The organism is Sphingomonas kaistensis (assembly GCF_036884275.1).
Classification (GTDB): domain Bacteria; phylum Pseudomonadota; class Alphaproteobacteria; order Sphingomonadales; family Sphingomonadaceae; genus Sphingomicrobium; species Sphingomicrobium kaistense_A.
The window spans coordinates 2319790-2332844 of record NZ_CP145607.1 but is presented as its reverse complement, the minus strand read 5'-3'; the positions used below and the strand labels follow the sequence as shown (position 1 = coordinate 2332844).

At 65.3% G+C, this 13055-nt stretch carries 14 protein-coding genes; 8 read left to right on the top strand and 6 right to left on the bottom strand.

The window, feature by feature from the left end; all coding sequences use genetic code 11:
• Nucleotides 1-9 precede the first annotated feature (9 nt).
• Nucleotides 10-465: a GatB/YqeY domain-containing protein gene (locus V6R86_RS11405; protein ID WP_338504635.1), complete on the bottom strand. Its 456-nt coding sequence runs from the start codon at nucleotides 463-465 to the stop codon at nucleotides 10-12.
• A gap of 109 nt (nucleotides 466-574) precedes the next feature.
• Here V6R86_RS11405 and carA point away from each other — a divergent pair, with 109 nt between their 5' ends.
• The 4 genes from carA to V6R86_RS11385 all read left to right on the top strand — a co-directional run bounded on the left by carA (nucleotide 575) and on the right by V6R86_RS11385 (nucleotide 6586).
• Nucleotides 575-1738, top strand: a complete 1164-nt coding sequence (carA, locus tag V6R86_RS11400; protein ID WP_425335961.1) for a glutamine-hydrolyzing carbamoyl-phosphate synthase small subunit — start codon at nucleotides 575-577, stop codon at nucleotides 1736-1738.
• Between the two features lie 319 nt (nucleotides 1739-2057).
• Nucleotides 2058-5393 (top strand): carbamoyl-phosphate synthase large subunit, encoded by a 3336-nt coding sequence (gene carB / locus V6R86_RS11395; protein ID WP_338504631.1) that lies wholly within the window; start codon nucleotides 2058-2060, stop codon nucleotides 5391-5393.
• A gap of 76 nt (nucleotides 5394-5469) precedes the next feature.
• Nucleotides 5470-5943 carry a transcription elongation factor GreA gene (gene greA / locus V6R86_RS11390; protein WP_338504630.1) on the top strand — a complete coding sequence of 158 codons (474 nt, stop codon included), beginning with the start codon at nucleotides 5470-5472 and terminating at the stop codon, nucleotides 5941-5943.
• 13 nt (nucleotides 5944-5956) lie between these two features.
• Nucleotides 5957-6586, top strand: coding sequence for a rhomboid family intramembrane serine protease (locus V6R86_RS11385; RefSeq protein ID WP_338504629.1), 630 nt, complete (start codon nucleotides 5957-5959; stop codon nucleotides 6584-6586).
• Nucleotides 6587-6590: 4 nt separating this feature from the next.
• Here the strand turns inward: V6R86_RS11385 and V6R86_RS11380 are convergent, their stop codons facing one another.
• From V6R86_RS11380 to V6R86_RS11360, 5 genes are all read right to left on the bottom strand, one after another.
• Nucleotides 6591-6803, bottom strand: coding sequence for a DUF4170 domain-containing protein (locus V6R86_RS11380; protein ID WP_338504627.1), 213 nt, complete (start codon nucleotides 6801-6803; stop codon nucleotides 6591-6593).
• A 110-nt stretch (nucleotides 6804-6913) separates the two neighbouring features.
• Nucleotides 6914-7231 carry a hypothetical protein gene (locus tag V6R86_RS11375; RefSeq protein WP_338504626.1) on the bottom strand — a complete coding sequence of 106 codons (318 nt, stop codon included), beginning with the start codon at nucleotides 7229-7231 and terminating at the stop codon, nucleotides 6914-6916.
• On the bottom strand, nucleotides 7224-7577 hold the full coding sequence (locus V6R86_RS11370) for a hypothetical protein (RefSeq protein ID WP_338504624.1): 354 nt from the start codon (nucleotides 7575-7577) through the stop codon (nucleotides 7224-7226). The genes V6R86_RS11375 and V6R86_RS11370 overlap by 8 nt, the downstream gene beginning before the upstream one ends.
• Nucleotides 7574-7978, bottom strand: a complete 405-nt coding sequence (locus V6R86_RS11365; RefSeq protein ID WP_338504622.1) for a phage holin family protein — start codon at nucleotides 7976-7978, stop codon at nucleotides 7574-7576. The genes V6R86_RS11370 and V6R86_RS11365 overlap by 4 nt, the downstream gene beginning before the upstream one ends.
• On the bottom strand, nucleotides 7932-8591 hold the full coding sequence (locus tag V6R86_RS11360) for a hypothetical protein (protein WP_338504621.1): 660 nt from the start codon (nucleotides 8589-8591) through the stop codon (nucleotides 7932-7934). Before V6R86_RS11360 ends, V6R86_RS11365 begins: the two co-directional genes overlap by 47 nt.
• 160 nt (nucleotides 8592-8751) lie before the next feature.
• Between V6R86_RS11360 and eno the strand changes: the two genes are divergently transcribed.
• From eno to V6R86_RS11340, 4 genes are all read left to right on the top strand, one after another.
• Complete coding sequence (eno, locus tag V6R86_RS11355) at nucleotides 8752-10038, top strand: phosphopyruvate hydratase (protein WP_338504620.1); 1287 nt, start codon at nucleotides 8752-8754, stop codon at nucleotides 10036-10038.
• Nucleotides 10039-10126: 88 nt separating this feature from the next.
• Nucleotides 10127-10447 carry a septum formation initiator family protein gene (locus V6R86_RS11350; RefSeq protein WP_338504619.1) on the top strand — a complete coding sequence of 107 codons (321 nt, stop codon included), beginning with the start codon at nucleotides 10127-10129 and terminating at the stop codon, nucleotides 10445-10447.
• 115 nt (nucleotides 10448-10562) lie between these two features.
• The gene (pdhA, locus tag V6R86_RS11345; protein WP_425335988.1) at nucleotides 10563-11606 is read left to right on the top strand and encodes a pyruvate dehydrogenase (acetyl-transferring) E1 component subunit alpha; all 1044 of its coding nucleotides are present in this window, start codon (nucleotides 10563-10565) and stop codon (nucleotides 11604-11606) included.
• Nucleotides 11606-13003, top strand: coding sequence for a pyruvate dehydrogenase complex E1 component subunit beta (locus V6R86_RS11340; protein ID WP_338504618.1), 1398 nt, complete (start codon nucleotides 11606-11608; stop codon nucleotides 13001-13003). The genes pdhA and V6R86_RS11340 overlap by 1 nt, the downstream gene beginning before the upstream one ends.
• The last annotated feature ends 52 nt before the right edge of the window (nucleotides 13004-13055 follow it).

Here is a 13055-nt window from a genome sequence, read left to right as displayed (position 1 = left end):
CCGCTACGGCTAGCCCGCCAGCGCACCCTTGACGAGGGCGCTCGCGCGGGCCGGTTCGATGCTGGTGCCGAGGCGCTCCTTCACCGCGGCCATGACGCGGCCCATGTCCTTCATGCTGCTTGCGCCGAGTTCGGTGACAATCTCGTCGATCTTCGCGCTGGCTTCCTCGTCCGACAGCTGCGCCGGGAGGAAGCGTTCGATCACCGCGATTTCGCTTTCTTCCTGCTGCGCCAGCTCCTCGCGGTTGCCCTGGCGGTACATGGTGACCGATTCGCGGCGCTGCTTGATCATCTTCTGCAGCACTTCGGTGACCAGGGCATCGTCGTCGGCCGGCGCGGTGCCGGTGCGCAGCTCGATGTCGCGGTTCTTGATCGCGCTCTGGATCAGGCGAATGGTGCTGGTCGAGGCCTTGTCGCCGCTTTTCATGGCGGACACGAGGGCGGTCTTGATGTCATCACGGATCATGCAGACGCGCTTATTCGTATGCAGCGCGGTTGACCAGCGGGACGTGACGGCCTAGCGGCGACGGCTTAGCGACATCGCCGGTTTTCAACTTCACGGAGCCCTCCATCCGATGGCCAGTCCTGCGCCCACGCCCATGCCGAAGGGAGCTACCGGCGCCCTCGTCTTTGCCGATGGCCGGGTGGTCTGGGGACAGGGATTCGGGGCCGAGGGCGCGGCGGTGGCGGAGCTGTGCTTCCACACCGCGATGACCGGTTACCAGGAGGTGATGACCGATCCCTCCTTCGCCAAGCAGGCGATCTGTTTCACCTTTCCGCACATCGGCAACGTCGGCACCAATGACGAGGACGTCGAGGCGGACGATCCCCATGCGGTGGGCGCGATCGTGCGCGAGCCGGTGACCAGCCCGAGCAATTTCCGTTCGAAGATCGATTTTCCCGAGTGGATGAAGCGCAACGGGCGGATCGGGCTGGCCGGGGTCGACACGCGCGCGCTGACCAAGCTGGTCCGGCGCGAAGGGCCGCCGACGGTGGTGATCGCGCATTCGGCGGCGGGCGAGTTCGACCTGCCCGCGCTGGTCGAGCAGGCGCGGGCGTGGCCAGGGCTGGAGGGCATGGACCTTGCGAAAGAGGTGTCGTGCGAGCAGCTTCGGGTGTGGAGCGGCGGCAAGTGGGAGATCGCGCTCGGCTATGCCGGGGGCGGTGACGAGAGCGAGCGGCCGCATGTCGTCGCCATCGACTATGGCTCCAAGCGCAACATCTTCCGCAACCTGGTCGAGGCCGGAGCGCGGGTGACGATCCTGCCGGCGACCGCCACTTTCGACGAGGTGATGGCGCATGAGCCTGATGGCTTCTTCCTGTCGAACGGCCCAGGCGATCCGGCGGCGACGGGGGAATATGCCATTCCGGTGATCCGGCAGATGCTGGAGACGGGCAAGCCGCTGTTCGGCATCTGCCTCGGCCACCAGCTGCTCGCGCTGGCGGTCGGCGGACGGACGAGCAAGATGTTCCAGGGCCACCGCGGCGCCAACCACCCGGTCAAGCGGCTGGCCGACGGGCAGGTCGAGATCACCAGCATGAACCACGGCTTCGCGGTCGAGCGGGAGGGTCTGCCGAACAACGTGCGCGAGACGCATGTATCGCTGTTCGATGGGTCCAATTGCGGGATTGAGCTGGAGGATCGGCCGGCGTTCAGCGTGCAGTATCACCCCGAGGCCAGCCCGGGGCCGCAGGACAGTTTCTATCTGTTCGAACGGTTTGTGGGGATGATGCGGTGAGTCAGGCTGAAGTCGATTGGTCGCTGCCGGCAACGACTAAGCTAACGCGAGAGGAAAGTTCGCGTCTGGTCGGTGCTCTTGATGCTTTGCTCACTGCGCTGACGAGCAAAGATATAAGATCTTACTTCAATGAAGCTGACGATATCGCATGTGAGCTTCGAGCAGCCAGACTGTTAGCTGAGTTTGGTGCTTACCGGTACGACACCATGAGTGCTCTCGTAGCCAAACAGATGCTGCACATTGGAAACCTTGATCACGCCGCCCAGTTAAAGTCGCTCGCGGGCGACGTTCTAAAAGCACATCTAAACGTGAGGCCCTAATGCCGCGCCGCACCGACATCTCCTCCATTCTCATCATCGGCGCCGGCCCGATCGTCATCGGGCAGGCGGCGGAGTTCGATTATTCGGGCAGCCAGGCGGTCAAGGCGCTCAAGGAAGAGGGCTATCGCGTCATCGTGGTCAATTCGAACCCGGCGACGATCATGACCGATCCGGAGCTGTGCGACGCGACCTATATCGAGCCGATCACGCCCGAGGTGGTGGCCAAAATCATCGAGGCGGAGAAGCCAGACGCGCTGCTGCCGACGATGGGCGGGCAGACCGCGCTCAACACCGCGCTGGCCTTGTTCAAGGACGGTACGCTGGACCGGCTGGGCGTCGAGCTGATCGGCGCCAATGCCGAGGCGATCGAAAAGGCCGAGGACCGCCAGAAATTCCGCGATGCGATGGACCGGATCGGGCTAGAAAGTCCCAAATCCGCAATCGCGCACACCGAGGCCGAGGCGATGGCGGCGTTGGAGACGGTTGGCCTGCCCGCGGTTATCCGACCGAGTTTCACGCTTGGTGGAACCGGCGGGGGAATCGCCTACAACCGCGACGAATATCTCCACTTCATCCGCACCGGCCTCGAAGCCTCGCCGACCACCGAAGTTCTGATCGACGAGAGCCTGGTCGGGTGGAAGGAATATGAGATGGAGGTGGTCCGCGACCGGGCGGACAATGCCATCATCATCTGTTCGATCGAGAATGTGGACCCGATGGGGATCCACACCGGCGATTCGATCACGGTCGCCCCGGCGCTGACGCTGACCGACAAGGAATATCAAAGGATGCGCTCGGCGAGCATCGCCGTGCTGCGCGAAATCGGTGTTGAAACAGGCGGTTCCAACGTCCAGTTCGCAGTGGATCCCAAGACCGGGCGGATGATCGTAATCGAGATGAACCCGCGCGTGTCGCGATCCTCGGCGCTGGCGTCCAAGGCCACCGGCTTTCCGATCGCCAAGGTCGCGGCCAAGTTGGCGGTCGGCTATACGCTCGACGAGATCGCCAACGACATCACCGGCGGCGCGACCCCGGCGAGCTTCGAGCCGACGATCGATTATGTCGTGACCAAGATCCCGCGCTTCACCTTCGAGAAGTTCGCGGGTTCGCCGGCCGAGCTGTCGACTGCGATGAAGTCGGTCGGCGAGGTAATGGCGATCGGACGCTCCTTCGCCGAAAGCCTGCAAAAGGCGCTGCGGGGCCTCGAGATCGGACTGTGCGGACTCGATCGCGTGCGGCATCTCGAAACGGCGAACTGTGAGGAAGTGGAGGCCGCGCTGGCGGTGCCGACACCCGACCGTCTGCTGGTCGCCGCCGAGGCGCTTCGCCACGGCATCACGGTGGAGCGGATCCACCAGATCGCGGGCTTCGATCCCTGGTTCCTCGAGCGACTGGCCGAGATCGTTCGTGCCGAGGGGCAGGTGCGCGCCTATGGCTTGCCCAACGACGAGGCCGAGATGCGGCGGCTGAAGGCGATGGGCTTCAGCGACGCGCGCCTGGCGCAATTGTCGCTGCGCTCGACCGGCATGAAGCGGGGGATGAGCGAGTTGCAAGCCCGCGGCGGCGGGATCGTTCACGAAGCGATGCGGGCGATGACCGGCGGCGTGACAGAGGCTGAGGTGCGCAAGCACCGGCTGAAGCTGGGCATCCGGCCGGTCTACAAGCGCATCGACAGCTGCGCGGCGGAGTTCGATGCCTCGACGCCTTATCTTTACTCGACCTACGAGGCGCCGTTGTTCGGTGAAGCGGAGGACGAGGCCGAGGTCAGCGAACGCCGCAAGATCGTGATCCTGGGCGGTGGTCCCAACCGGATCGGCCAGGGCATCGAATTCGATTATTGCTGCTGCCACGCCGCCTTCGCGCTGCGCGATGCCGGGTTCGAGACGGTGATGGTGAATTGCAATCCGGAGACGGTGTCGACCGATCCGGACACGTCGGACCGGCTGTATTTCGAGCCGCTGAGCCACGAGGACGTGCTCGAGATCCTGACCCGCGAGGCGGAGAAGGGTGAGCTGGTCGGGGTGATCGTGCAGCTTGGCGGGCAAACCCCGCTGAAGCTTGCCGCGAGCCTGCAGAAGGCGGGCATTCCCATCCTCGGCACCAGCCCGGATTCGATCGACCTGGCCGAGGACCGCGAGCGCTTCTCGGCGCTGGTCACGCGGCTTGGCCTCAAGCAGCCCGAGAACGGCATCGCCCGCAGCCGCGACGAAGCGCTCAAGGTCGCCGAGCGGATCGGTTATCCGGTGCTGTTGCGGCCGAGCTATGTGCTGGGCGGGCGGGCGATGGAGATCGTCGATGGGCCGGCGCAGCTCGACCATTATATCGCGACGGCGGTGCAGGTGTCGGGCGAGAGCCCGGTGCTGGTCGACCGCTATCTGCGCGATGCGACCGAGGTCGATGTGGATGCGATCTGCGACGGCGAGACGGTGGTGGTCGCGGGCGTGCTCGAGCATATCGAGGAGGCCGGTGTGCACAGCGGTGACAGCGCCTGCTCGATCCCGCCGCACAGCCTGTCGTCCGAGATGATCGCGTGGATCGAAGAGCAGACGAAGGCGCTCGCGCTGGAGCTCAAGGTTCGGGGTCTGATGAACGTCCAATATGCGGTCAAGGACGGCGAACTCTACCTGATCGAGGTCAATCCGCGCGCCAGCCGGACCGTGCCGTTCACCGCCAAGGCGATCGGCATTCCGGTCGCCAAGATCGCGGCGCGGGTGATGGCGGGCGAAAGCCTTGCCAATCTGCCGACCATCGACCGGGCCATTGCCCATGTCGCGGTCAAGGAAAGCGTGTTTCCCTTCGCCCGCTTCCCCGGGACCGATCCCGTGCTCGGACCGGAAATGAAGAGCACCGGCGAAGTCATGGGAATCGCGGACGATTTCGAGATGGCTTTTGCCAAGAGCCAGATCGGGGCGGGGACCGCGATGCCCGAGGGCGGGACTTTGTTCGTGTCGGTCAAGGATAGCGACAAGGACGGCATCGTGCCCGCCATCGAAGCGATGCTGGCGCTCGGCTTCGAGGTAATCGCGACCGGTGGTACGCACGATCATCTGGTCGCCCGCGGTTTGCCGGTGACCAAGGTCAATAAGGTGGCGCAGGGGCGGCCGCATATCGTCGACCGGATCGTCGATGGCGAGGTGCAGATCATCTTCAACACCACCGAAGGCTGGCAGAGCCTCAAGGACAGCCAGTCGATCCGCGCCACCGCGCTTAATCGCAAGGTGCCTTACGTCACCACGGTCGCGGCGGCGCAGGCGATGGCGCGGGCGATCCGCGCCTCCACGGGCCGGTCGCTTGAAGTCCGGTCCTTGCAGACCTATTATTCCGCCCGCGTATAAAGCTCCCCGAACAAGGTGAACGCAGGCAAAGCGGCGGCGCCGCGGGGACAGCTATTGAGAAGGACAAGGGGCGTTCATGGCGAGTGAAAAGGTGCCGATGCTGGCCGAAGGCTATCGGCTGCTCGAAGAAGAATTGAAGCGGCTCAAGATCGAGCGGCCCGAGATCGTCGATGCGATCGAGGAAGCGCGCGCGCACGGCGACCTGTCGGAAAATGCCGAATATCATGCCGCCAAGGAGCGCCAGGGCCAGGTCGAAGCGCAGATCGGCGATATCGAGGACCGCCTTGCCCGCGCGCTGGTGATCGATCCGACGACGCTGTCGGGCGACAAGGTGGTGTTCGGCGCGACGGTCAATCTCGTCGACGAGGACGACAAGCCGGTGCGCTATCAGCTGGTCGGTCAGCAGGAAGCCAACGCCAAGGACGGCCGGATCAGCTACAACAGCCCGCTTGGCCGCGCGCTGATCGGGCGCCAGATCGGCGACGAGGTCGAAGTCACGACCCCGAGCGGCGACCGTTATTACGAGATCGCGGGAATCGAATTTATCTGATGGCGCGCGCCTGATGCCCGCCGTCACCCGCACCGCGACCTTCTGGATCGCGGCGATCACGGCGCTGGTCAGCATCTTTACCGGGCTGGGGACGGTCGGCGTGCATGCGCCGCTGACCCTCGGCTTCGTGCCGGCGCGGGTGTCGGGGCTCGGCTTTCCGTTCGGCGGGGTGCCGGTGTTCCTGACCCCGCTGACGGCGACCTTGGTGCATGGCGGTACGCTGCATCTCGCCTTCAACCTGCTCATGCTGGTGTGGTGCGGCCTTGCGGTCGAGCGGGTGCTCGGGCGCGGCGGGCTGGTCTTTCTGTATGTCGTCGGCGCTTATGCCGCGATGGTTGCACAATGGGCGTCCGACCCGATGGGCACCGGCCCGGTGATAGGCGCCAGCGGTGCAATCGGCGCGCTGATCGGGGCTTACGCCTTGAGCTTCGGGCGGCCCAAACTGGTCAGCCGGAACATGCGCCTCAACCGCTGGATCCACATTGCCTGGCTGGCGGCGGCGTGGACCGTGCTGCAGGTGATCGTCGGCTGGTCGGCGGGGCAGCAGGGCATGCTGCTGGCGACCCCGGCGCATATCGGCGGGTTTCTCGCCGGGCTGCTGTTGCAGCGACCGCTATTGCTGTGGCGCTACCGCCGGGCCTGACGGCTCAGGCCTCGGGCTCGAGCAGGCGGTGCAGGTGCACCACCACATATTTCATCTCGGCATCGTCGACGGTGCGCTGCGCCTTGTCGCGCCAGGCTTCTTCGGCGTCGGCATAATTGTCGAACAGGCCGACGATATCGATCGCCTGGAGGTCCGTGAAATCGGTGCCTCGCGGATCCTTCACGCGGCCGCCAAAAACGAGATGAAGCTTGCTCATGCGCGGGCGCCTAGCATGGGGCCGGCCACGAAAAAACCCTCCCGCGTGGGGCGGGAGGGTCGGTCCGCCAGCGACGGACGGATGATCGCCGTCGCTGAAGAGTGGGTCGCTCAGGCGTTCGAGCTGCTGCTGCCGAGGAAGTCGCGCAGCTTGTCGCCGGCCATTTCGTCGAATTTCTGCTTGGCGATGCCCCGGCCGCGATCGATGGCGCCGGTGCCGGCGTCGTTGAGCTTCTTACCGTAGGGGCCGAGCAGCTCGCGTTCCTTGTCGCTCGCCGGGAGCACCGCGCCGAGCACGGCACCGAGCGCGAGGCCGGCGCCGAGCGCGATCAGGGGCGCACTGTCGATCTGGCTCGATGCGCTCGAACCGAGGTCCGAAAAGCGGCTGCCGGTGTCGGCCGTGCTGTCGTAGGTGTCGTTCTTAGCCATGATGTTTCTCCAGCTCGTCCGCCGTGAGGCCGGACGCATTGTCATGAGTGTCGGTGGAAGAACCGCGCCAGGCGCCGCGGACTGCCGAGAACAGGGGTTTGCGGGCGATGTAGAGCGCGGCGGCGGTAGCGATTCCGGCGGCGAGGCCGGGTCGTTCCTTGATTGCCGCGACCGCTTCGTCCGCCGCCACGATGCTCTTGTCCTTGGCGGTCTGGACGGCGTTGGACGCGAGCGTGCCGGGCGCGAGCCGAGCCTTGGCTTCGTCCACCGTCGCCATCAGCCGTGCCTTGGCCGCATCGGCTTCGCCGCGGGCCCGGGCGATCCGGATGTGTGCCGCGCCGCTCATTTGGCGTCCTCCAGACCCTTGGTCGCCTTTGAATAAGCGAGCGCGCCGAGGCCGCCCGCCGCAACAAGACAGATCACTAGGGTCAACAGCCCGGCCAGCGTATCGCTCATCAGCGAAGCAAGCCCGACGAAGATCGTGGCGATCAGGACCAGAAAAGCGGCGTGCGCGAACAGGATTGCCAGCAGCCCAAGCACGATCGGCACCTTGAGCGCGCCGACCTTTTCCGTGCCGATCGCCTTGTAATAGCCGACTTCGGCCGTGGCGTAGGCCTTGGCATCGTCGATCAGGCGATGGACGAGATCACCGATCCCGTCCTGTTCGCCTTTGATCGTCTCGGTCTGCTTCAGCATCGGATTACCGGGTAGTGACGGTGCGGTCGCCCTGACGGTCACGGTTTCCATTGCTGCTCTCCTCCGGCATCCCGGCCTTCAGAAGGCGAACAAGGCCAAAGCCGAGGATCGCCGCGCCGGTGATCGCGACCGCCGGGCTCTTGCGGATCAGCGCACGGGCGTCGTCGACGAGTTCGTCCGGATCCTTGTTCTCGAGGGTCGAGGCATAACGCTGGATGGTCGTGCTCGCGCTCTTGGCATAGTCACCATATTGCGGACCGAGCTTTTCGCCGATCTGTTCAACGGTTTCCTCGATGATGTTGGCGATGTTGCCGAGCGTGGTCGAGCCGCTCTTCAGGCCATCGCCGACAAGACCGCGGGCGCGGCCCATGGCTTCGTCCTTGGCTTTGCCGGTGACGTTGCTGACCATGCCGCGGATGCCGCCGTTCGAGGTTTCGTTCGAACCGGTGGCGCCACCGGTCGAGTCGCCGGTGATCAAGGCGTCGGTCTGGGTGTCGCCCGAGGTCGCGGTGGTGCGGCCCGCGGCCGAATTGATCGCGCTCGACGTGCTCGCGCTGTTCGAACCGGTGCCGCTGCGGCCAAGGCCGCCGCTCGTTCCGCCGGTGCCGCCGGCTTCGATCACCGTGTCGGTGCCCTCCGGTAGCTTGTTCGTGGTATCGGCCATCAGCCTGTCTCCTTCGTAATGCTGGAAAACTTGGGTATGGGCCGATAACGAGCCGCCATCGCCGCCGTTCCGGCTTTCCGTGACCGACCCAACATGGGTTGTGATGATCGGGACCGCAACGCCTGCGTAACGAAATCAGACTGACGGAGTGTCTTTCCCAATGACCGCCATCCTCGACATCCACGCCCGTGCCATTCTCGACAGCCGGGGCAACCCCACGGTGGAGGTGGATGTGACGCTGGAAGACGGCAGCATGGGCCGGGCCGCGGTGCCGTCGGGCGCGTCGACCGGGGCGCACGAAGCGGTCGAATTGCGCGACGGCGACAAGGGCAAGTGGGGTGGCAAGGGCGTCGGCAAGGCGGTCGACGCGGTGAACGGCGCAATCGCCGACGAGCTGGTCGGCTACGAGGCCGAGGACCAGGCCGAAATCGACGCCGCGCTGATCGCGCTGGATGGAAGCGAGAACAAGAGCCGGCTCGGCGCCAATGCGATCCTCGGCGTCAGCCTTGCCACCGCCAAGGCGGCGGCCGATGCGCGGGGCCTGCCGCTGTACCGTTATGTCGGCGGGGTCGCGGCGGACACGCTGCCGGTTCCGATGATGAACATTTTGAACGGCGGCGCGCATGCCGACAATCCGATCGATTTCCAGGAATTCATGGTGATGCCGGTCGGTGCGCCGACGTTCGCCGAAGGGCTTCGCTGCGGCGCCGAGATCTTTCACGCGCTGAAGGGCAAGCTGCATGCCGCGGGCCTCTCGACCGCGGTGGGCGACGAGGGCGGGTTTGCACCCAACATCGCCTCGGCCCGCGCAGCGCTCGATTTCATCGGGGAGGCGGTGCATACAGCCGGCTACACGTTGGGCGACGACGTGCTGCTGGCGCTGGACTGCGCCGCGACCGAATATTTCAAAGGCGGCAAGTATGCGATGGACGGCGAGGGGCTGAGCCTGTCGCCGGAAGAGAATGCCCGCTTCCTTGCCGACCTTGTGCGCGATTACCCGATCGCCTCGATCGAGGACGGCATGGGCGAGGACGACATGGCCGGGTGGAAAGCGCTGACCGACCTGCTCGGCGACAAGTGCCAGCTGGTCGGCGACGACCTGTTCGTGACCAATGAGCGCCGCCTTGCCGATGGCATCCGCGACGGCATCGCCAATTCGATCCTGGTCAAGGTCAATCAGATCGGCACGCTGAGCGAGACCATCGCGGCGGTGCGGCTGGCGCAGACCAGCGGCTATACGGCGGTGATGAGCCACCGGTCGGGCGAAACGGAGGATTCGACCATCGCCGACCTCGCCGTCGCGCTCGCTTGCGGGCAGATCAAGACCGGCAGCCTGGCGCGCTCGGACCGCACCGCCAAGTACAACCAGCTGCTCCGCATCGAGGAAGAATTGGGCGATGTGGCGCGCTATCCGGGCCGGGCGGCGCTGAAGGCGTATCGGCGCTGACACAAAATCGACGCGGCTCGGCATTTTTTTGTTGCTGAGCCGTGTCGAACCCCTTGCGTAGCGTGCTCAAAACTGATTCTGTCTCCGCATGGGACGGGGAGCAGTCAGCCAGGCGCAAGGCCTGATCCGCAGGGCGATGTGGCCCGCGGTGTCGCTGCTCATCATCGGCACCTTCGCTGGTCATGCGGTGGCCGGCCCCAATGGCCTGCTGGCGTGGGGCGGCTATCACCGTGACCTTGCCGACAAGCAGCAGCAACTGGCCAAGCTCGAGGACCAACGGTCCGCGCTCAAGCATCGCTCGGCGCTGCTCGATCCGCGCAAGGCCGATCCCGACATGGCCGACGAGCTGATCCGCCGGGACCTTGGTCTCGTCCGCCCCGACGAAGTGATCGTCACCCTCGACGATTGAGCCGCGTCTGCGGCGTTGCGGGGGCTTGCCGCGGCTCCTATAGACCCGGCTGATCATTCTTCCGACGAGGTACACTGTGGCGCGTACGCCCAAGGCCGCGGCTCCGGCCGATCCGTTGACACTGACCCACGCGGACGAGGCGTCGCCGCTACTCGCCAACCGCGAACGCCCGCCGCAGCCGCAGCGTTATCAGGCGAGCAAGGAAGAATTGCTCGATTTCTACAAGCAGATGCTGCTGATCCGCCGCTTCGAAGAGCGCGCCGGCCAGCTCTACGGCCTCGGCTTCATCGGCGGCTTCTGCCACCTCTATATCGGCCAGGAAGCGGTCGCGGTCGGCCTTCAGTCGGCGATGACGGTGGGCAAGGACAGCGTGATCACCGGTTATCGCGACCACGGCCACATGCTGGCCTATGGAATCGATCCCAAGGTCATCATGGCCGAACTGACCGGCCGCGAAGCCGGCATTTCGCGCGGCAAGGGCGGTTCGATGCACATGTTCAGCGTCGAGCATGGTTTTTACGGCGGGCACGGCATCGTCGGCGCGCAGGTCTCGCTAGGCACCGGGCTGGCGCTCAAGCACAAGTATAGCGAGGATGGCGGGGTCAATCTCGCTTACTTCGGCGACGGCGCGGCCAATCAGGGCCAGGTCTACGAAAGCTTCAACATGGCGAAGCTGTGGGACCTGCCGGTGATCTACGCGATCGAGAACAATCATTACGCGATGGGCACCAGCGTCGAACGGTCGGCGTCCGAGCCCGCTTTCTACAAGCGCGGCGAAAGCTTCCAGATCCCCGGCATTCAGGTCGACGGCATGGACGTGCTGGCGGTGCGCGGCGCGGCCGAAGTGGCGCTCGAATGGACCCGTTCGGGCAAGGGGCCGATCATCCTTGAGCTCAAGACCTATCGCTATCGCGGCCATTCGATGAGCGATCCCGCCAAGTACCGCAGCCGCGAGGAAGTGCAGAGCTATCGCGAGAACCAGGATCCGATCCAGCGCGCCGAGAAGGAGCTGGTCGCGATGGGGGTCGCCGAGGACGAGCTCAAGGGCATCGACAAGGAGATCAAGGACATCGTGGTGGAAGCTGCAAAGTTCGCCGAGGAGGCGCCCGAGCCGGATGCGGCCGAGCTTTACACTGACGTACTGGTGGAGCGCTACTGATGGGCGTTGAACTGAAGATGCCGGCCCTGTCCCCGACGATGGAAGAGGGCACGCTCGCCAAGTGGTTGGTCAAGGAAGGCGACACCGTGTCGTCGGGCGATATCCTGGCCGAAATCGAGACCGACAAGGCGACGATGGAGTTCGAGGCGGTCGACGAGGGCGTCATCTCCAAGATCCTGGTGCCCGAAGGCACCGACGGGGTGAAGGTCGGCACTGCCATCGCGCTGATGGGCGGCGAGGGCGAGGAAGCCTCGGCCGAACCGGCTCGGGCCGAGCCACCGGCGCCCGCTCTCGCTGCGGCTCCGACGCCTTCCGATCAGACGGCCGAAGCCCAAGCGCCGAAGAAGGCCGAGACGGGTACCACCCAGCTGGTGAAGCCGCAGGCCGTCGATCCCGAGGTTGCCGTCGGCACCGAAATGCAGAAGCTGACCCTTCGCGAAGCGCTGCGCGACGCGATGGCCGAGGAAATGCGCCGCGACGAGCGCGTGTTCGTAATGGGTGAGGAAGTCGCGCAATATCAGGGCGCTTACAAGGTGACCCAGGGCCTGCTCGACGAATTTGGGCCGAAGCGCGTGATCGACACGCCGATCACCGAATATGGCTTTGCCGGGCTCGGCACCGGCGCGGCGATGGGCGGACTGAAGCCGATCGTCGAATTCATGACCTTCAATTTCGCCATGCAGGCGATCGATCACATCATCAATTCGGCGGCAAAGACCAATTACATGTCGGGCGGCCAGATGCGCTGCCCGATCGTGTTCCGCGGTCCCAACGGCGCCGCCAGCCGCGTCGGCGCGCAGCACAGCCAGAACTATGGTCCTTGGTATGCCAGCGTGCCGGGCCTCATCGTCATCGCGCCCTACGACGCGGCCGACGCCAAGGGCCTCCTCAAGGCCGCGATCCGGTCCGAAGATCCGGTCGTGTTTCTCGAGAACGAGCTGCTCTACGGTCAGACGTTCGAGCTTCCGGCGGTCGACGACTGGGTGCTGCCGATCGGCAAGGCCCGCACTATGCGCGAAGGCAAGGACGTCACCATCGTCAGCTATTCGATCGGGGTGGGCGTCGCGCTCGACGCGGCGAACACGCTGGCCGGCGAGGGGATCGAGGCCGAGGTCATCGACCTGCGCACGCTGCGGCCGCTCGACAAGCAGGCGGTGCTGACCAGCCTAGCCAAGACCAACCGCATGGTGGTCGTTGAGGAAGGCTGGCCGACCTGCTCGATCGCGAGCGAGATCATCGCGATCTGCATGGAAGAAGGCTTCGACGACCTCGACGCCCCGGTGATGCGCGTGACCAATGCCGACGTGCCGCTGCCTTATGCCGCGAACCTCGAAAAGCTGGCGCTGATCAAGGCGGCGGACGTGGTCGAAGCGGTGAAGAAGGTCACCTACCGATAGGCCGTCATCCCGGACCTGATCCGGGATCCCGCTCCGTTTGGGGCGGGTAAGG

What these genes read in the sequence shown, in the direction of transcription:
- V6R86_RS11405 (WP_338504635.1), bottom strand. Translation starts at nt 465, where the DNA reads ATGATCCGTGATGACATCAAGACCGCCCTCGTGTCCGCCATGAAAAGC.
- carA (WP_425335961.1), top strand. Translation starts at nt 575, where the DNA reads ATGGCCAGTCCTGCGCCCACGCCCATGCCGAAGGGAGCTACCGGCGCC.
- carB (WP_338504631.1), top strand. Translation starts at nt 2,058, where the DNA reads ATGCCGCGCCGCACCGACATCTCCTCCATTCTCATCATCGGCGCCGGC.
- greA (WP_338504630.1), top strand. Translation starts at nt 5,470, where the DNA reads ATGGCGAGTGAAAAGGTGCCGATGCTGGCCGAAGGCTATCGGCTGCTC.
- V6R86_RS11385 (WP_338504629.1), top strand. Translation starts at nt 5,957, where the DNA reads ATGCCCGCCGTCACCCGCACCGCGACCTTCTGGATCGCGGCGATCACG.
- V6R86_RS11380 (WP_338504627.1), bottom strand. Translation starts at nt 6,803, where the DNA reads ATGAGCAAGCTTCATCTCGTTTTTGGCGGCCGCGTGAAGGATCCGCGA.
- V6R86_RS11375 (WP_338504626.1), bottom strand. Translation starts at nt 7,231, where the DNA reads ATGGCTAAGAACGACACCTACGACAGCACGGCCGACACCGGCAGCCGC.
- V6R86_RS11370 (WP_338504624.1), bottom strand. Translation starts at nt 7,577, where the DNA reads ATGAGCGGCGCGGCACACATCCGGATCGCCCGGGCCCGCGGCGAAGCC.
- V6R86_RS11365 (WP_338504622.1), bottom strand. Translation starts at nt 7,978, where the DNA reads ATGGAAACCGTGACCGTCAGGGCGACCGCACCGTCACTACCCGGTAAT.
- V6R86_RS11360 (WP_338504621.1), bottom strand. Translation starts at nt 8,591, where the DNA reads ATGGCCGATACCACGAACAAGCTACCGGAGGGCACCGACACGGTGATC.
- eno (WP_338504620.1), top strand. Translation starts at nt 8,752, where the DNA reads ATGACCGCCATCCTCGACATCCACGCCCGTGCCATTCTCGACAGCCGG.
- V6R86_RS11350 (WP_338504619.1), top strand. Translation starts at nt 10,127, where the DNA reads ATGGGACGGGGAGCAGTCAGCCAGGCGCAAGGCCTGATCCGCAGGGCG.
- V6R86_RS11340 (WP_338504618.1), top strand. Translation starts at nt 11,606, where the DNA reads ATGGGCGTTGAACTGAAGATGCCGGCCCTGTCCCCGACGATGGAAGAG.